Source organism: Georgenia satyanarayanai, assembly GCF_009193135.1.
In the GTDB taxonomy this organism is placed as follows: domain Bacteria; phylum Actinomycetota; class Actinomycetes; order Actinomycetales; family Actinomycetaceae; genus Oceanitalea; species Oceanitalea satyanarayanai.
The window spans coordinates 49,796-66,732 of the sequence record NZ_VUKC01000018.1 but is presented as its reverse complement, the minus strand read 5'-3'; the positions used below and the strand labels follow the sequence as shown (position 1 = coordinate 66,732).

The following is a 16,937-nucleotide window of genomic DNA, read 5'->3' as shown; positions in this document are numbered from 1 at the left end:
GCGGAGGCGACTGCCCGGGGTCGTCGTACGCGTCGGCGGCGTCCTCCTCGCGGGCCCACAGCTCCTCGAGGCGGCGCAGGGACTGCTCCCCGACCGGCTCGTAGGTGCTCGGGTCCTCGAGCCAGGCAGCGTGCGGGTCGAAGTCGTCGATGGTGCTCACCGACCCCACCCCCTGCTTTCGACCGCTCTGCCGTCCTGCTCCCAAGGCTAGGACCGACCACTGACATCCGAGCTCCGTCCGTCCTCAGGGCAGCTCGAACCTCCGCAATACACAGCGGCACCGCAAAAGAGGCGGCGAGGCGAGCCACAGCGTCGCCATCGCACCGGTACCGACCAAGGCGTCCCGCTCCCGTTTGACAGCACGGTCTGACAGGCCACGCAGAGCTGCACTGTCGGGGCGCAGCGCGGCACCATCGGACACTCCGCGCGTTACCGACCTTCTACCGACCGATCAAGGATCCTCTGACGGTGCGGATGTGAAGGCAGCTCGCCGCCGCCCGAGCAGGAGTTGAAGGAACTTGACTCCGACCGAGTACACCCTGAGCAGCGCCCCTGTCTGTTAGGTCGGCGGACGACGGCCATCGACAGTCAGTCCTGCCGAGGCCAGGCGTGGTCGTACTTTAGCCGACTGGTGTGCAGATCACGGATCGACAGCGTATCGCCGGCGTGATACGAAGTGTGCCACTCAGTTGGCACAGCAGACGATCGTGTGGGGTGCTCATGGAGCAGTTGCTGCTCATTGTGTTCGGTCCAGCATTGCTGGGCCTAGTGGCGGCATTGGTGGTGGTCTGGGCGGTCACCCGCTCCCAGAGGCCACGGCTTGCGGTGGGCCGTGGTGTGCGGTGGTGGACCTTGGCCGGTGTGGTTCTCGCGTCGGCCATCGTGCTGGCTCAGCAGCTTCCGCTCGGGACGCCTTGGCATATAACACGGCTGTCCCCCACGGCGCACATGATGACCTTGTTCACCGTCCCAATCGTCGCGGGGCTGATCTCGGTCGTCGTGCTGACGGTGCCAGTGGAACGCAGGAGCGGCGGACGGACGGCGGAACTGCACCGCAGGACACTGACCAGCTTCAGCAAGGGCGGCTGGTTCCTCACACTCGCGGCGACTGTGGTCCTGACAGTCGCGGTCGCCGTGTGGGCGGGGCGCGCGTCCGTGCCCGACGACCAGGGCCGCTACACGATGTACTGGATCGATCTGGGACCTGGCGGCAGCATGGGAAGCTCCATCTACGGCTGGCATTTCTCTGTGCCGTCCCTGGCGCTCGTGGCGTTGCTCGTGACTGCCACGCTCCTCGCCGCTGGACTGATTGCACGCCCCCCACTGGCACAAGACCGTGAGAACGACGTCGCCGTCCGGCGGTGGCGCACGCGCAACGTCATGGCGATGGCAACCGGCGCGCTGTTGCTGCATCTGGCACGGGTGGTCAACTCACTCGCTGGGACCGCAGGGATTTACGGGCAAACGCAGACCGGGCAAGGGTTGTTCACTAAAGGGACCCCGTTCGCCGGCCTCGAGGGGCCGCTGCGCGTGGCGGCTGACGCCCTGGAAGTCTGCGGCTGGTTCTTTTGGTTCGCCGTCCTCTTCATCGCCCTGAGGGCCAGCGCGCAAACTCGCGACAACAGTCGGTCGAGGGCACCGTGGTCCTCCAGATCATCCTGACCACGAGCGGGTCGCCCGCCGAGCAGATCCAGGACCAGATCCGCGGGCTCGTCGCGACCGACCGCATCGCCGCAGGAGAACGCCTGCCCTCGGTCCGCCAGCTCGCGAAAGACCTCGGGATCGCACCCGGCACGGTCGCCAAGGCCTACCGCTCGCTTGAGCAGCAAGGCCTGCTACAAACCCGCGTCGGTGGTGGCACCCGTATCAGCCCAACAGCAAGCACCACACCCCGGGCCGTCATCGACCGTGCGCACGCCCTCGCGGAAGCCAGCACCGAGGCCGATATAGGCCTCGAGGACGCCATCCGCGTGCTCCGAGCCGTCTGGCCCGAATCTCATTCCGACCGATAGAGGAATGGGAGATCGCTTTACCGCCGCGAAGAGGCGGACGGCAGTGCCCCGGCCGGCTGATCCCGTAAGCCGATCGGCTTGCGACACGTTGCTTTCGACTTCTAGAACCAGCCGAGTTGCGCGGCGGGAGGCGGCCATGTCGTCCCGGTCGAACACCGCTGCGCCCCGGCGCCGTCTAGGCTGAATGTGGTCGTCTGGTCCGCCGAGCGAAGTCCTTCAACAAGTGTCATAGGAGGAGTGCTGATGAGGAAACGGAGATGGCAGACGGACAAGGTGCTCCAAGTTTCGCTAATCGGCGCGGGGCTGAGCTTGATTGTGCTCCTTGGCGTGGTGGCGCTCGTGGTGTTCTGACCGAGTTCCTCGGGAATCTCGACGCTCCGCGGACTTGACGGCCGCCGAAAGCCTCCGCGCTAAGACGCTGGTGCACTACGGAAGCGCCCGCCCGCCCGCGAGGGTGAGCGGAGCGCTGCGGCAGCCAGAGTGACATCGATCCCGTGACGAAAGTCACGTAAGCCGAACGTCGAACGAGACAGGCGCCAGCAGTAAGCCGGAGGAGCAAGCGTCACGTTGGGCAACACCCTGCGCAACACATCCGCTGCAGTAGGTCTGCACCTCGATCCGGCGGGATGCGCGCCGTTCGGTCACATCGCTTTCGATGCAATCTGCTCCAGCGCCATCGTCATGAATGCGGTGGCGTCGAGTCGTGCCGAGGCGGCGCGTGCGGCGATATCGCTCGGGACGTCAGCGGCCTGGGGGTTGGCGCGCACGAGGCGGGCGCGCGGGAGGTGTCGGGTGAGGTGCTCGTCGGGGAGACGGATGACTCCGGGGGTGTTGAAGCCGGCGCCGATCTCGAGGATGAGGAGGTCGGTGTCGCGGTGGCCCACGAGCCAGGTGTTGAGCGCGTTGCCGGTGGAGGCGAAGTGGTCGGCGATGTAGTTGGCGCCGGTGTTGACGTTGAGGTAGGTCTCCCCGCCGCAGTTCGGGCACAGGGGGACGTGCTCGGGATCGACGCCGCCGGTGGTCGGGTCGTAGCTGGTGAGGGCTCGTTCGATGACCGGTCGTGAGTCCCAGACCTGACGGGTGCAGGGGGTCTTGCACTGGTAGAGGCCGTAGTCCCCCTGCGGGGTGAACACGTGCTCGGGGTCGAAGCCGTTGCGTGTGAAGAGGGCGTCGACGTTGGACGTCATGACGAAGTGGTCGCGGTCGCCGACGACCTCACGCAGGCGTTGGTAGAGCGGGTTGGGCTCGGGGTTGAAGCGGATGTCGCTCGTGTGCACGGCCCAAAAACCCCACAGGTGCGTCGCCGGCAGGGATGCGCCGATGAGCTCGTAACGAGCGCGGAACCCGAGGGCGTGCAGCGCGGGGAAGAGCTCGGCGAAGCGCCAGGTGTCGCCGTAGTCGTAGCCGGCGGCGGAGGACAGGCCGGCGCCTGCGGTGAGCAGGACGGCGTCGGCGTCGCGGATCCAGGTGAGCGCGTCATCGAGCGTTGCCTTGCCAGGTACGAGCCCCTGGCGGTGATGGTGGTGGTTCATCGGTGGCGCTCCGCGAGGGTCGTGAGGTAGGCGTCGGTGTCGCGCGAGGAGAAGGTGTTGAACACGACGTGCAGGTCCGTCTCAGGGTGCTCAGTGAGCCAGGCCTCGACGGCGTGGAGCGCGACGGGTGCAGCCAGCTCGACCGGGTAGCCGAACACGCCGGTGGAGATTCCACAGAAGGCGAGGGACGCGGCTCCTGCGTCGTGCGCGGCCTGCAGGCAGGCCCGGTAGGCGGACGCGAGCAAGCTGGCGTGCTCGATGGTGGGCTGGTGGTCGGGCACGATCGGGCCGACGGTGTGCACGACCCACCGGGCGGGCAGGTGGTACCCGCCGGTGATCTTCGCGTGCCCGGTCGGTTCGGGGTGTCCCTGTGCCTGCATGAGTTCGGCGCACTCGGCGCGCAGCGCGGGCCCTGCGACCGCGTGGATGACGTTGTCGATGCAGCGGTGCTCGGGGACGAAGCAGCCCAGGAGCTGGGCGTTGGCGGCGTTCACGATCGCGTCGACGACCAGGGTCGTGATGTCGCCCTGCCACACGCTGGTCCTGGCGAGAGGACCCGTCAGACCGGGCACCTGGTCACCGACGCGTGCCAGATCGGCGGCCGAGACGGTCTCGCGTGCACCGGCCTCGCGGGCGAGCAGGTCGTCGAGCGCGGCGGCGACCGGGGCCGGCACAGGCTCAGGCGGCCGGGTGGTGAGCAGTGCGGCGAGCAGTGCGCGGTGCCGGGACGGCGATACACCGGTGACGTCCTGCCCACGCTCGGCGGCGAAGTGCTCGACCAGCTCGGCGAGCGGGGCGGTCACGACCCCGTCCCGGCGTCGGCCAGCTCACGGGCCGCGAGGACCGTGGCCATGTGCGTCTTGGCCCAGGTCTCCAGGGCTGCGAGCGGTTCGCGCAGCGTGCGGCCGGCCTCGGTCAGCTCGTACTCCACGCGCGGGGGAATCTGCGGGTACATCGTGCGCGTGACCAGTCCGTCGCGCTCGAGCCCGCGCAGCGTCTGGGTCAGCATCTTCTGCGAGACGCCGTCGATGCGCCTGGCGATCTCCCCGAAACGCATCGGGCCCTCGCTGAGCGCACCGACGACGAGCACCGTCCACCGGTCGCCAATGCGGTCCAGCAGTGCCCGCGTGGGGCAGTTGCGGTCATACGGATCCCACTGTGGTTCGGACATCCCTACCTCCATGCTTACCAGTTGGGCACATAGTTACCGGAACGTGCCTACTACCCAGTCCGTCTTGACTCTCTTACGGTAAGTGACAGCGACTTCGGAAGGAAGCCCCTGAACGAGAGGAAGATCGACATGGCTCGCATCACCGTGGTCGGCGGCACCGGGTACGCCGGGAGCAACATCGTCCGCGAGGCCGCCTCGCGCGGTCACCAGGTCACCGCGATCGCGCGGACCGTCCCCGCCGAGACGATCGACGGGGTTACCTACATCAGCGGTGACGTGCTCGACCCGGCCGTCGTACAGCGTGCCGCGGCGGGCGCGGACGTCGTCGTCGCGGCGCTGTCCCCGCGCGGCACGCTCGAGGGCAAGCTCGTCGGCGTCGTGCGCGAGCTCACCGCCGCGGCGCAGGCGGCCGGTGCTCGCCTCGGTGTCGTGGGCGGAGCAGGTTCGCTCCTCGTCGCCCCCGGCGGCCCGACGGTGGCCGAGACCGACGGCTTCCCTGACGCCTTCAAGCCCGAGGCCGCCGAGATGGCCGCGATCCTGGACGACCTGCACGCCTCGGACGCGGCCCTCGACTGGTTCTACCTCAGCCCGGCCGGTGGCTTCGGCGCCTGGGCCGCCGGCGAGCACACCGGCACCTTCCGGCTCGGTGGTGACCTGCTCCTGGTCGACGACGAGGGCAACTCCACCATCTCCGGCGCCGACTACGCCCAGGCGTTCGTCGACGAGATCGAGCGCCCCGCCCACCGGCGCCAGCGCTTCTCCGTCGCGTACTGACCCCACCTTTTCCACCTGTTGAAGGCGCTACCGCCCACCGAAAGAGACGAACGCACAATGAAGACCCCACCCCTCCTGCGCACCACCGGCGCCCTCGCCATGGCCGGCACCCTCGTGCTCGCACTGGGCGCGTGCTCGAGCCAGACCCCGACCGAGGAGACGACTCCGGAAAGCGTCGAGGAGAGCACCGAGCAGAGCGCGCAGGAACCGTCCACGAAGGAGCTCGTGGTCGACGCCGCGACCGCCGTGTTCACCGACCGCGACCTCGACGCGATCGACGAGTACTTCTCACCCGACTACGTCCAGCACTCCACGCTCGCCGCCGACGGTGTCGAGGGCCTTCGCGCGATGGTCCAGTCGCCTCCCGCGGACTTCCGCTACGAGCCCGCACGCGTGATCGCCCAGGACGACACCGTCGTGCTGCACGGCACCTACTACGGATTCGCCGAGACGCCGCTAGTTGCGTTCGACGTGTTCCATGTCGAGGACCAGCAGATCGTCGAGCACTGGGACTCCCTGACACCGCTGGTGGAGGAAACGGCGAGCGGGCGCAGCCAGGTTGACGGCCCGACCGAGCCCGCCGACACCGCCGACACCGACGCCAACGCCGAGCTCGTCTCCCGGTTCACCGAGCAGGTGCTCGTCGGCCAGGACTACGACGCCCTGCCCGAGTTCATCTCCACCGACTCCTACGCCCAGCACAACCCCGAGGCAGCCGACGGCCTCGACGGCTTCGCCGCCGCCTCGGCCGCCTGGGCCGCGGAGGGTAAGAACCTCGTCTACACCACCGTCCACCAGGTGATCGCCGAGGGTGACCTCGTCTTCACCTACTCCGAGGGCGACTTCGGCGGGCCGGCGATCTACGCCGACCTGTGGCGCGTCCAGGACGGCAAGATCGTCGAGCACTGGGATGCGATCTCTCCCATCCCCGCCGAGATGCCGCACGACAACGGCGCTTTCTGAGGCCCAGCCCCGGTGATCATCCCCGCGCGGGGTGGTCACCGGGGCGCATCCGCGTGACGCTGGCACCAGACCCAGAACCCAGGAGACCAGATGACCCCCAGGACCCTTGCCGTCACGGGTGCGACCGGCCACCTCGGTGGCCTCGTCTCTCAGTTCCTCGACACCGCCAGGACGCCCCACCGTCTCGTCGTGCGTGACCCGGCCAGCCCCAAGGCGCCCCGCCACGCCACCATCACCGAGGTCGCCGGTGCCGAGTTCAGGGACCTGGAGGCCGCGAGACGAGCCCTCGCCGGCGTGCAGGTGCTGTTCATGGTCTCGGCGTCCGAGAGCGCAGACCGCCTCGCGCAGCACCGCACCTTCATCGACGCAGCCGCCGAAGCCGGCGTCGAGCACGTCGTCTACACCTCATTCCTCGCCGCCGCACCGGACGCGACCTTCACCCTTGCACGCGACCACCACGCCACCGAGGAGCACCTCAAGGCCTCCGGGATGGCCTGGACCTTCCTACGCGACAGCTTCTACCTCGACTTCACCGAGGCGCTCGTCGGCCCCGACGGCGTCATCCGCGGCCCCGCGAGGGACGGCGCCTGCGCGTTCGTCGCCCGCGCGGACGTCGCCCGCACCGCCGCCGCCGTCCTGTCAGACCCGGCTCCGCACACCCACCGCACCTACGACCTCACCGGGCCCCAGGCGCTCACCCTCGGCGAGGTCGCCGCCACCATCTCCACGGCGCGCGGAACCCCGGTCACGTACCACGACGAGACCCTCGATGAGGCATACGCCTCCCGCGCGGGCTACGGCGCCCCGGACTGGCAGGTCGACGCATGGGTGAGCACCTACACCGCGATCGCCGACGGCACCATGGCGACAGTCACCGACACCGTCCACGACATCACCGGCTCACGACCCCTCGGCCTGGAGGAATACCTGCGCAGCACCCCGGCACGCTGACGCAGTCACATCCTCAGCGAGGACGGGACTGCTGCACGATAGATGTCAACTGGCCTTGTGCTACCTGCGGATGCTGCGGTCGTTCTTCGATGGTGCAACACAAGCTTCGAGGTCATCGCGTTGGACCGTCCCGCAAACCGAACCGTCAACGGGAACGGGCTGGTGGGACGGGCCGCATCGTCGCGCTCGCTCCATGACGTCCCGCAAGACCCGTCCGGTGGTTCGTCCGGTCAGGGGGCGCTATCCGGGCCTCCTATGCCGTGGCAGCCGGGTCGTGCACCAGCCCGCGCTGGATACGCCGGGAGCCGCGCCACAGGGCGACGGCCGGGACGACGCAGACGACGGTGAGCACCGCGAACGTGACGCCCATCAGCACGTTGACCGCGACGTCGGGCGTCTCGTCCGTCAGCTGCCAGGCGGAGTAGCCGACGGCGGAGGCGGAGAGTACGGCGGCGAGGCTGCTGAGGCTGCAGAGGATGACCCGCGGGAAGAGCTCGGGGCGCAGGGCGGAGAGGAGGCCGTGCACCCGGTGCCCCAGGCCGGTCATCTGCGACGGACCGCTCGTCATCCACGCCTCGGTGGCGCGGGAGAGCCGGGCACCCGCGCGGAGGAGGTCACGGCCCCGCAGCACCGCGAGACCGCCGCCGACGAGGGCAGCGGCGACGGCGAGGCCGCCCAGCACGCCCGTTGTCAGCGGGTCCCCGCCGACGACGGCGGCGAGGATCGCCACGCAGCCGACGACGGCGAGCACGAGAGCCGCGACGACGCCGAGCCACAGCCCCGCGCCGGTGAGGATGCGCGGCGCACCCGCGTACTCGCGGACGAGGGCGTGCACTGCCGGGCGGCGCCCGCTCGTCGTCTCCCCGCGCTCGGCGGCGACGACGTAGGGCTCCACCGCAGCCGGCAGGAACCTCACGCGCCCTCCGGCCCGTTCACCGGCAGCACCCCGCTGGCCTTGGCGACCCCCTCCGGCGGCTCGGTCCCGACGTGCACGCCCGCCGCGATGGCACTGACGACGTGCGCGAGCAGCGGGCGGTGCTCGGGGTCGGGGGAGCTGCCTGTGACGAGGACGAGGTCGTGCGGGCGTCCGGGGAGGGCGACGGCGACGACGCAGCTGCCGAGCCGCTCGACCGGTGGCTTCGCGGGAGTAGCAGCCGGTGCCGCCGTGGACCCGTGCGCCCGCCCCAGCCGGGTCTCCGGGGTGAGCGTGAGGAACGCCTGGACGGCGGTGCGCCCGTCGACGAGCGTGATGTCCTCCACGCGCTCGACCGTGCCGGCGGTCCCGACGGCCCGCTCGACGAGGGCGACCGGGTTGACCTCTCCGCTCGCCACCTTCTCGATCGCCGTCGAGAACGTCCACACGGCCGGCTTGTCGTCGACCTCGGTGACGACGACGCCCGCGGAGGTGACGCCGCTGCGGGCGACGGCCGCCCGGGCCTCGCGCAGACCGAGGTAGAGGTGGTCGGTGGGGCCGTCACCGAGGTGCTCGCGGGCCGGCTCGATCATGTCGCGCCAGTGCGCCTCGGCGCGGGCGTCGGTGTCGAAGGCGGCGATCTCCACCCAGCCGGGTGGGGTGGGGACCCAGAACTGCTTCGGGGCAGCGGTCGCGGTCATCAGTCGTTCCGATCGGCGATGTCGCGCTGCTGCTCGGCCGTGACGAAGCCGTGCCCGCCGAAGAGGTTGCCGAAGCGCTCGACGGTGCGGCTCACCGGGTTGCCGATGTCGTTGAGGTTCTCCTGCGTGTCGAAGACGTTCTTGCTCTCCTCGTAGGTGCGCCCGGTGACGTAGCCCCACGTCGCCATCGGCCCCACCGGGTTGAAGGACAGGGCCGCCGTCGCCGTGGCACCTGCGCCGCCCGTCCCACGCGAGATGCCGGCGACCGCCGGGACGAGCCCGGACATCCCGCCGGAGTTGGCCGCCATCGTCCCCAGACCCTGGACGATCTTCCCGAGGCCCGCCCCGGCGAGGAGCCCGAGCGCACCGGTGAGCATCTCGGTGGCGTCCTCGCGGCCGCCGGCGAACTGGAGGAAGTCGACGGCCACGGCGGCACCACCGAGGATGAGGCCGGCCATGCCGAGCCAGCCGACAGGACCGGAGACGATGAGCGCGATGATCGCCGCGACGGCGACGACGACCGCGAGGATGTCGATGATGTCCTCGAGCACCGGCAGGACGTAGTCCTGGAACCAGTCCTCGACGTCGCCGAGCCAGTCGGTGAAGCTGTCCCACATGCTCGAGTCCGGCGCGTCGTCGGCCGCGCAGGACAGGCAGCTCGCGACGTACTCCGCCTCACCCGCGTAGGTCTCCGCCAGGCCGTAGGCCTCGGAACGGATCTGCTCGAGCTCCGCGGTGGCCGCGCTGAGCTGGTTCGCCGGCCCGTCGGTGTCGACGTCCGGGTCCTCGCTCTGCTGCGCGGCGGTGAGGTCGTCCGCCGCGTTGGAGACGTTGGTGATCGCCGTCGCCGCGCGGGTCTCCAGGTCCTCGGCCTGCTGCTGGAAGGTGACCAGCGAGGAGGCCCAGGTCTCCAGGGCGGCGGCCGCCGCCTCGAAGCTGTCGGCCGCCGTGACGACCCGGGGCGTCAGCTCGCCCGACATGGTCTCGTGGAAGGCGGTGGCGGTCTCACCCTGCCAGTTCTGCTGACCGGTGCCCCCGAGGACGTCCGCGGCCTCGCGGATGCGGGCGGAAGTCGTGCGCACCTGCTCGGCGACCGACTCGGCGGAGACGAGGCTGCCCGGCGCGGGGTCGAAGCCGAGGGCGGGGAAGGACCTGGTGACCATCAGCCCTCACTCTCCTCGAGGGAGGCCTTGAGGGCGGCGTCGAGCTCCGCGAAGCCCTGCGCGATGGCCGCGAGGCCCTCCGCGCCGTTGCCGGAGACCTCGGCGAGCTCCCCGATGCCGTGGTTCCACTCCTCGCCGAAGCTGCTGAGCTGCTGCCGCAGGGCGTCGTGCCCCGTCACGTCCCCGGGGACGGCGGCCATCGCCCCGGCCGCGCCGGACAAGGTCTCGCGGATGTTCTCCAGCGTCGTCCTCGTGGCTGCCAGGGCGTCGCCGTCGATGAACAGGTCGACCACGTGTGCGCCTCTCTCTCGCCCATGACGTGCCCGGTGCACGTCGGGGACCATGATGGCGAGCGCCGCGTGCGATGGACAGCGGTGGGCATAGGGAGAACTCCCCATGTGCCCCCGGTCGCCGTGCCGCTGGCGCGAGCGGCTACACTTCCGAGCACAGGCATCGACCCGGCCATCACCGGTGAGCCGCCGGAAGAACGGAGCCCCGGCTCCTAGTAGAACCGGCCGGTCGCGGACCGTCATCCCGCACGAGAGCGGCCCCGGGCCGCGGCCCCGGCCGTGGACCCGACGGCAAGCGAGGTGGTACCGCGGCAGCGGACCCGCCCAGGGTGGGTACGTCGTCGTCCTCGCATCGACGCGTACGACGACGAGGAGCACCACCACCCATGGCTTCCACCCCCCGCTACCCGCGCCACCAGACCGGCGGCGAGGTCCCGGCCTCCCCGCGGTTCCCCGAGCTCGAGCAGCAGGTGCTCGCCCACTGGGCGGCCGACGGCACCTTCCAGGCCTCCGTCGACAACCGGCCCGCCGGCGAGGACGGCAGCAACGAGTTCGTCTTCTACGACGGCCCGCCCTTCGCCAACGGCCTGCCGCACTACGGCCACCTCCTCACCGGGTACGTCAAGGACGTCGTCGGGCGCTTCCAGACCCAGCTCGGTCGCCGGGTGGAGCGCCGTTTCGGCTGGGACACCCACGGCCTGCCGGCCGAGCTCGAGGCCGAGCGCACCCTGGGGATCACGGACAAGTCCGAGATCGAGGAGATGGGCATCGAGGCCTTCAACAAGGCCTGCGAGGACTCCGTGCTGCGCTACACGGGGGAGTGGCAGGACTACGTCACCCGCCAGGCGCGCTGGGTGGACTTCGAGAACGACTACAAGACCTTGGACCCCTCCTACATGGAGTCGGTCATCTGGGCCTTCAAGCAGCTCTACGACAAGGGCCTGGCCTACGAGGGCTACCGGGTGCTGCCGTACTGCTGGAACGACCAGACCCCGCTGTCCAACCACGAGCTGCGCATGGACGACGACGTCTACCAGATGCGTCAGGACCCGGCGGTCACGGTGGGGCTGCGCCTGGAGAGCGGCGAGCTCGCCCTCATCTGGACGACGACGCCGTGGACGCTGCCCTCCAACCTCTCCCTCGCCGTCGGGCCCGACGTCGAGTACGTCACCGTCGTCCCCACCGAGGGGGCGCTCGCGGGGGAGAAGGTGCTGCTCGCCGCGGCCCGCGTGGGCGCCTTCGCCCGTGAGCTGGGCGAGGAGCCGGAGGTCGTCGCGACGACGACCGGACGGGAGCTCGCCGGGCGCCGCTACGCGCCGGTCTTCGACTACTTCGTCGGCCGCGAGGGCCTGGGCGAGAACGTGTGGACCGTCCTCACCGCCGACTACGTCTCCACCGAGGACGGCACCGGCATCGTCCACCAGGCCCCGGCCTTCGGTGAGGACGACATGGCCGTGTCCGCCGCCGCCGGCATCGGCACCGTCGTCCCCGTCGACGACGGCGGCCGCTTCACCTCCGAGGTCGCCGACTACGCGGGCACGCAGGTCCTCGAGGCCAACCGCGCGATCATCGCCGACCTCAAGAACGCCACCGGCCCGATCGGCCGCCGGCCCGAGGCCGAGCGGCCCGTCCTCGTGCGCCAGGAGACCTACGACCACTCCTACCCGCACTGCTGGCGCTGCCGCCAGCCGCTCATCTACAAGGCGGTGACGAGCTGGTTCGTCCGGGTCACCGAGTTCCGTGACCGGATGGTCGAGCTCAACCAGCAGATCACCTGGGTGCCCGACCACATCAAGGACGGTCAGTTCGGCAACTGGCTGGCCGGCGCCCGTGACTGGTCGATCTCCCGCAACCGCTACTGGGGCACCCCGATCCCGGTGTGGGTCTCCGACGACCCCGCCCACCCGCGCATCGACGTCTACGGCTCCTTCGCCGAGCTCGAGGCGGACTTCGGCCGCCTGCCGGTGGGCCGTGACGGCGAGCCCAACCTCCACCGCCCGTTCATCGACGAGCTCACCCGCCCCAACCCGGACGACCCGACGGGTCGGTCGACGATGCGCCGCATCCCCGACGTCCTCGACGTGTGGTTCGACTCCGGGTCGATGCCCTACGCGCAGGTGCACTACCCCTTCGCGAACGCCGAGTGGTTCGAGCACCACTACCCGGGCGACTTCATCGTCGAGTACATCGGCCAGACCCGCGGCTGGTTCTACACCCTCCACGTCCTCGCGACCGCCCTCTTCGACCGGCCCGCCTTCACCACGTCCGTCTCCCACGGCATCGTCCTGGGCTCCGACGGCCGCAAGATGAGCAAGTCGCTGCGCAACTACCCCGACGTCAACGAGGTCTTCGACCGCGACGGCTCGGACGCGATGCGCTGGTTCCTCATGGCCTCCCCGATCCTGCGCGGCGGCAACCTCGTCGTCACCGAGGAGGGCATCCGGGAGAACGTGCGCCAGGTGCTGTTGCCCGTGTGGAACACGTGGTACTTCCTCTCGCTCTACGCGGGTGCCGCGAACGGCGGGCAGGGCCGCGTGGGCCGCGAGGTCACCCCCGAGGAGGCCGCCGGCCTGCCGGTCATGGACCGCTACCTCCTCGCCCGGACCCGCACCCTGGCGGCCGACGTCCGGACCATGCTCGAGGCCTACGACGTGCCCGGCGCCTGCCAGGCCGTGCGCGAGCACCTCGACGTCCTCACCAACTGGTACGTGCGTACCTCCCGCGACCGGTTCTGGGAGGAGGACGAGAGCGCGTTCAACACCCTCCACACCGCGCTCGAGGTCCTCATGCGGGTCATGGCGCCCCTCGCCCCGCTCATCACCGAGGAGGTGTGGCGCGGGCTCACCGGTGGGCGCAGCGTCCACCTCACCGACTGGCCCGTGCTCGACGACGCCTTCGCCGCCGACGACCTCGTCGCGACGATGGACCGCGTGCGCGACGTCGTGTCCACCACGCTGGGCCTGCGCAAGGCGGGGGCGCTGCGCGTGCGCCAGCCGCTGCGCACCCTGCAGGTCGTCACCGACGAGCCCGCGGCGCTCGAGCCCTTCACCCGGCTCATCGCCGACGAGGTCAACGTCAAGGCCGTCGAGCTGCGTTCGCTCGCCGACGACGCCGCCGAGGAGTACGGCGTGTACACCAAGCTCACCGTCAACGCCCGCGCCGCCGGACCGCGGCTCGGCAAGGACGTCCAGCGCGTCATCCGGGCGGCCCGCTCGGGCGCCTGGGAGCAGGTCGACGGCGGGGTCGTCGTCGACGGCGTCGCGCTGGAGGAGCAGGAGTACACGCTCACCACGGAGGTCGAGGACCGGCCCGGTGACGAGCGCGCCGCGGGCGTGCTCGACGGCGGCGGCTTCGTCGTCCTCGACACCGCCCTGGACGACGAGCTCCTCGCCGAGGGCGTGGCCCGCGACGTCGTGCGCCGGGTCCAGGACGAGCGCAAGGCCGCCGGTCTGCACGTCACCGACCGCATCACCCTCGCCGTCGACGTCCCCGGGCGCTACGCCCGGTGGATCGAGAACCACGCCGACCTCGTCACCGAGGAGACCCTCGCGGTCTCCCTCACCGTCGACGTCAGCCCGACCGACGAGATCGCCGTCCGCCTGGAGGTGGCACAGCCGTGACAGACCGTGACGACCAGCGTCCGGACGACCGGACCGACCACGCCCGCCGGGAGATGCTCTCCCGGCGCGCGGACGGGCACGCCGCCCCTCCGCCGTCGAGCGGACCCACACCGGAGAGCGCGGCGACGCCCGACGACGCCGAGCTCGCCGCCCGCGAGGTCCAGGCCGAGCACGACCGCGCCGCGCAGGAGCTCGTCGCCTCGGGCCTGTTCAGCGGACCGGACCCCACGGTGATCGACGACGTCCTCGCCTCCTCCGACCCCACCCCCGTCGTCGACCCGGTCGCGCGCGCCCAGGCCGAGACGGAGGTGCACCGGATCTACACCGAGATCCTCTCCCGGGCCCCGGAGCACGACGTCCAGCCCAGCCTCGACCGGGTCCGCGCGGTGCTCGACCTCCTCGGTGAGCCGCAGCGCGCCTACCCGGTCATCCACATCGCCGGCACCAACGGCAAGACGTCGACGGCGCGCATCGTCGAGCGGCTGCTGCGCGAGCGCGGCCTGCGCACCGGGCGCTTCACCTCCCCGCACCTGTCGACCGTGCGTGAGCGCATCGCCCTCGACGGCGAGCCGATCAGCCCCGAGGCCTTCGTGCGCACGTGGGAGGACGTCGCGCCCTACGTCGAGATGGTCGACGAGCGCTCCCGGGCCGAGGGCGGCCCGCGACTGAGCTTCTTCGAGGTGTTCGTCGTCATGGGCTACGCGGCCTTCGCCGACGCGCCGGTGGACGTCGCCGTCGTCGAGACGGGCATGGGCGGGCGCTGGGACGCGACGAACGTCGCCGACGGCACCGTCGAGATCCTCACCTCGATCTCCCGGGACCACGAGCAGTGGCTCGGGCACACGCTGCCGGAGATCGCGGGGGAGAAGGTCGGCATCCTCACGCCCGGCTCCACGGTGGTCAGCGCCGAGCAGCACGAGGAGGTCACCCCCGTCGTCGCCGGTGCCGCCGGCGAGCTGGGCGCCCGGCTCGTCGTCGACGGGCAGGACATGGAGGTCGTCGACCGCCAGCTCGCGGTCGGCGGCCAGATGCTCGTCCTGCGCACCCCCGCCGCGACCTACACCGACGTCTTCCTCCCGCTCCACGGCGCCCACCAGGCTCACAACGCGCTGCTCGCGGTCGTGGCCGTCGAGGCGTTCTTCGGCGGCGGCGCGCTGAGCGGGGAGGTCGTTGAGCACGCCCTCGCCTCCGTCGACTCACCCGGCCGTCTCGAGCTCGTCCGCACGAGCCCGACCGTGCTCGTCGACGCCGCCCACAACCCGGCGGGCGTCGAGGTGCTGCGCGCGGCCCTCGAGGAGTCCTTCGACCTGCGGCGCGTGGTCGGCGTCGTCGGCCTCATGGCCGACAAGGACGCCGAGGGGATCCTGTCCGGCCTCGAGCCGATGCTCTCCGAGATCGTCATCACCCGCGCGGCGACCGACCGCGCGCACGACGTCGAGGACCTCGCGGACCTCGCCCGGGACATCTTCGACCCGGAGCGCGTCCACGTCACCGACAGGATCGACGAGGCGATCGACCTCGCGGCGGCCAGGGCCGAGTACGGGGGCGAGCCGGGCGGGGCGGTCCTCGTCACCGGCTCGGTCGTGCTCGTCGGGGAGGCGCGGCTGCTGCTGCGGGGCAGCTGACCCGCTCGCGCTCCGCGTCGCCAGGCGGCGGCGGGGGCGGCCGCCCTGCGCGGGTGCGCGCGTGCGCGTGCGTTCCACCCGCTCGTGTCGCACCGGCCGAGTACGGTTGGGGCAGGCGGGGGCCAACGTCCTCACCGGCCCGCGTCAGCCCGCCGGGAGGTGCGGCCACTGCTGCGGCGCGGCAGTGCGCGCCGCCCCACGACGACGAGGGAGACTGCAGTGAAGAAGCTCATCAACGACCCGGGTGATGTCGTCACCCAGTCCGTGGCGGGCCTCGTGGCCGCTCACGGGGACGTCCTCACCGCCAGCACCGACCCGCTGTTCGTCTCCCGCGCTGGAGGCGCCGTCAGCGCCAAGGTCGGGCTCGTCTCCGGCGGCGGCAGCGGGCACGAGCCGCTGCACGCGGGTTTCGTCGGCGTCGGCATGCTCGACGCCGCCGTGCCCGGCGCCGTGTTCACCTCGCCCAGCCCCGAGCCGATCCTCGCCGCCATGCAGGCCGCCGACGGCGGTGCGGGCGTCGTCCAGATCGTCAAGAACTACACCGGGGACGTCCTCAACTTCGAGGTCGCCGCCGAGCTCGGCGAGGCGGAGGGCATGACGGTGCGCAGCGTCCTCGTCGCCGACGACGTCGCCGTGGAGGACTCGACGTGGACGGCCGGGCGCCGTGGCGTCGCGGGCACGCTCGTCGTCGAGAAGATCGCCGGGGCCGCGGCCGAGCGCGGTGACGACATCGACGCCGTCGTCGCGGTCGCCGAGCGCACCGCCGCCGCGGTGCGGACGATGGGCATCGCCCTGCACGCGCCCACCGTGCCGGCCGCCGGCCGCCCCTCCTTCGACCTCGAGGACGACGAGGTCGAGCTCGGCATCGGCATCCACGGCGAGCCGGGCCGTCGGCGCGTCAAGGCCGTCTCCGCCGACGAGACCGCCGCGCTGCTCCTGGACGCCGTGCTCGCGGACCTCGGCGACGTGTCCGGGCGCGAGGTCCTCCTCCTCGTCAACGGCATGGGCGCCACGCCGGCCCTCGAGCTGTACGTCCTGTACGGCGCCGCCCGGCGCCTGCTCGAGGAGCGGGGCGCGAGCGTGGTGCGCTCGCTCGTCGGCAGCTACGTCACCTCCCTCGACATGGCGGGAGCGAGCATCAGCGTCATGCCGCTCGACGAGGAGCTCACCACGCTGTGGGACGCTCCTGCACACACCGTGGCACTGCGTCAGGGAATGTGAG

At 71.1% G+C, this 16,937-nt stretch carries 15 protein-coding genes; 8 read left to right on the top strand and 7 right to left on the bottom strand.

The window, feature by feature from the left end:
• Positions 1–720 precede the first annotated feature (720 nt).
• Together GD632_RS14595 and GD632_RS14590 are read left to right on the top strand one after the other, a co-directional pair.
• Entirely contained in the window at positions 721–1,662 is a 942-nt protein-coding gene (locus tag GD632_RS14595) for a hypothetical protein (protein WP_152192941.1), read from the top strand.
• Positions 1,641–2,012, top strand: coding sequence for a GntR family transcriptional regulator (locus GD632_RS14590; protein ID WP_226924896.1), 372 nt, complete (start codon positions 1,641–1,643; stop codon positions 2,010–2,012). The genes GD632_RS14595 and GD632_RS14590 overlap by 22 nt, the downstream gene beginning before the upstream one ends.
• A 641-nt stretch (positions 2,013–2,653) precedes the next feature.
• On the opposite strand, the gene GD632_RS14585 is transcribed toward GD632_RS14590, so the two are convergent.
• From GD632_RS14585 to GD632_RS14575, 3 genes are read right to left on the bottom strand one after another with little or no spacing between them, the layout of a single operon-like run.
• Positions 2,654–3,544: an SIR2 family NAD-dependent protein deacylase gene (locus tag GD632_RS14585; protein WP_152192940.1), complete on the bottom strand. Its 891-nt coding sequence runs from the start codon at positions 3,542–3,544 to the stop codon at positions 2,654–2,656.
• The gene (locus GD632_RS14580; RefSeq protein WP_152192939.1) at positions 3,541–4,347 is read right to left on the bottom strand and encodes a protein-ADP-ribose hydrolase; all 807 of its coding nucleotides are present in this window, start codon (positions 4,345–4,347) and stop codon (positions 3,541–3,543) included. The genes GD632_RS14585 and GD632_RS14580 overlap by 4 nt, the downstream gene beginning before the upstream one ends.
• The gene (locus GD632_RS14575; RefSeq protein ID WP_152192938.1) at positions 4,344–4,715 is read right to left on the bottom strand and encodes a winged helix-turn-helix transcriptional regulator; all 372 of its coding nucleotides are present in this window, start codon (positions 4,713–4,715) and stop codon (positions 4,344–4,346) included. The genes GD632_RS14580 and GD632_RS14575 overlap by 4 nt, the downstream gene beginning before the upstream one ends.
• A gap of 129 nt (positions 4,716–4,844) precedes the next feature.
• On the opposite strand from GD632_RS14575, the gene GD632_RS14570 reads away from it, so the two are divergent.
• The 3 genes from GD632_RS14570 (at position 4,845) to GD632_RS14560 (ending at position 7,403) form a co-directional block, all read left to right on the top strand.
• The gene (locus tag GD632_RS14570; RefSeq protein ID WP_152192937.1) at positions 4,845–5,489 is read left to right on the top strand and encodes an NAD(P)-dependent oxidoreductase; all 645 of its coding nucleotides are present in this window, start codon (positions 4,845–4,847) and stop codon (positions 5,487–5,489) included.
• A gap of 57 nt (positions 5,490–5,546) precedes the next feature.
• Positions 5,547–6,452, top strand: a complete 906-nt coding sequence (locus GD632_RS14565; RefSeq protein ID WP_226924895.1) for a nuclear transport factor 2 family protein — start codon at positions 5,547–5,549, stop codon at positions 6,450–6,452.
• 90 nt (positions 6,453–6,542) lie between these two features.
• Positions 6,543–7,403: an SDR family oxidoreductase gene (locus GD632_RS14560; protein WP_152192936.1), complete on the top strand. Its 861-nt coding sequence runs from the start codon at positions 6,543–6,545 to the stop codon at positions 7,401–7,403.
• 253 nt (positions 7,404–7,656) lie between these two features.
• On the opposite strand, the gene GD632_RS14555 is transcribed toward GD632_RS14560, so the two are convergent.
• From GD632_RS14555 to GD632_RS16075, 4 genes are read right to left on the bottom strand one after another with little or no spacing between them, the layout of a single operon-like run.
• Positions 7,657–8,319, bottom strand: coding sequence for a hypothetical protein (locus tag GD632_RS14555; RefSeq protein ID WP_152192935.1), 663 nt, complete (start codon positions 8,317–8,319; stop codon positions 7,657–7,659).
• Positions 8,316–9,017, bottom strand: coding sequence for a hypothetical protein (locus GD632_RS14550; RefSeq protein WP_152192934.1), 702 nt, complete (start codon positions 9,015–9,017; stop codon positions 8,316–8,318). Before GD632_RS14550 ends, GD632_RS14555 begins: the two co-directional genes overlap by 4 nt.
• Complete coding sequence (locus GD632_RS14545) at positions 9,017–10,180, bottom strand: hypothetical protein (RefSeq protein ID WP_152192933.1); 1,164 nt, start codon at positions 10,178–10,180, stop codon at positions 9,017–9,019. The genes GD632_RS14550 and GD632_RS14545 overlap by 1 nt, the downstream gene beginning before the upstream one ends.
• Complete coding sequence (locus GD632_RS16075; RefSeq protein WP_193311500.1) at positions 10,180–10,473, bottom strand: hypothetical protein; 294 nt, start codon at positions 10,471–10,473, stop codon at positions 10,180–10,182. Before GD632_RS16075 ends, GD632_RS14545 begins: the two co-directional genes overlap by 1 nt.
• Positions 10,474–10,856: 383 nt before the next feature.
• On the opposite strand from GD632_RS16075, the gene ileS reads away from it, so the two are divergent.
• The 3 genes from ileS (at position 10,857) to dhaK (ending at position 16,936) form a co-directional block, all read left to right on the top strand.
• Positions 10,857–14,090 carry an isoleucine--tRNA ligase gene (gene ileS, locus GD632_RS14535; RefSeq protein WP_152192931.1) on the top strand — a complete coding sequence of 1,078 codons (3,234 nt, stop codon included), beginning with the start codon at positions 10,857–10,859 and terminating at the stop codon, positions 14,088–14,090.
• Between the two features lie 53 nt (positions 14,091–14,143).
• Positions 14,144–15,715 carry a bifunctional folylpolyglutamate synthase/dihydrofolate synthase gene (locus GD632_RS14530; RefSeq protein WP_152192949.1) on the top strand — a complete coding sequence of 524 codons (1,572 nt, stop codon included), beginning with the start codon at positions 14,144–14,146 and terminating at the stop codon, positions 15,713–15,715.
• Positions 15,716–15,934: 219 nt separating this feature from the next.
• Complete coding sequence (gene dhaK / locus GD632_RS14525) at positions 15,935–16,936, top strand: dihydroxyacetone kinase subunit DhaK (protein ID WP_152192930.1); 1,002 nt, start codon at positions 15,935–15,937, stop codon at positions 16,934–16,936.
• The last annotated feature ends 1 nt before the right edge of the window (position 16,937 follow it).

Coding starts and splice junctions, on each gene's coding strand:
- GD632_RS14595 (WP_152192941.1), top strand. CDS start 721: ATGGAGCAGTTGCTGCTCATTGTGTTCGGTCCAGCATTGCTGGGCCTA.
- GD632_RS14585 (WP_152192940.1), bottom strand. CDS start 3,544: ATGAACCACCACCATCACCGCCAGGGGCTCGTACCTGGCAAGGCAACG.
- GD632_RS14575 (WP_152192938.1), bottom strand. CDS start 4,715: ATGTCCGAACCACAGTGGGATCCGTATGACCGCAACTGCCCCACGCGG.
- GD632_RS14570 (WP_152192937.1), top strand. CDS start 4,845: ATGGCTCGCATCACCGTGGTCGGCGGCACCGGGTACGCCGGGAGCAAC.
- GD632_RS14565 (WP_226924895.1), top strand. CDS start 5,547: ATGAAGACCCCACCCCTCCTGCGCACCACCGGCGCCCTCGCCATGGCC.
- GD632_RS14560 (WP_152192936.1), top strand. CDS start 6,543: ATGACCCCCAGGACCCTTGCCGTCACGGGTGCGACCGGCCACCTCGGT.
- GD632_RS14550 (WP_152192934.1), bottom strand. CDS start 9,017: ATGACCGCGACCGCTGCCCCGAAGCAGTTCTGGGTCCCCACCCCACCC.
- GD632_RS14545 (WP_152192933.1), bottom strand. CDS start 10,180: ATGGTCACCAGGTCCTTCCCCGCCCTCGGCTTCGACCCCGCGCCGGGC.
- ileS (WP_152192931.1), top strand. CDS start 10,857: ATGGCTTCCACCCCCCGCTACCCGCGCCACCAGACCGGCGGCGAGGTC.
- GD632_RS14530 (WP_152192949.1), top strand. CDS start 14,144: ATGCTCTCCCGGCGCGCGGACGGGCACGCCGCCCCTCCGCCGTCGAGC.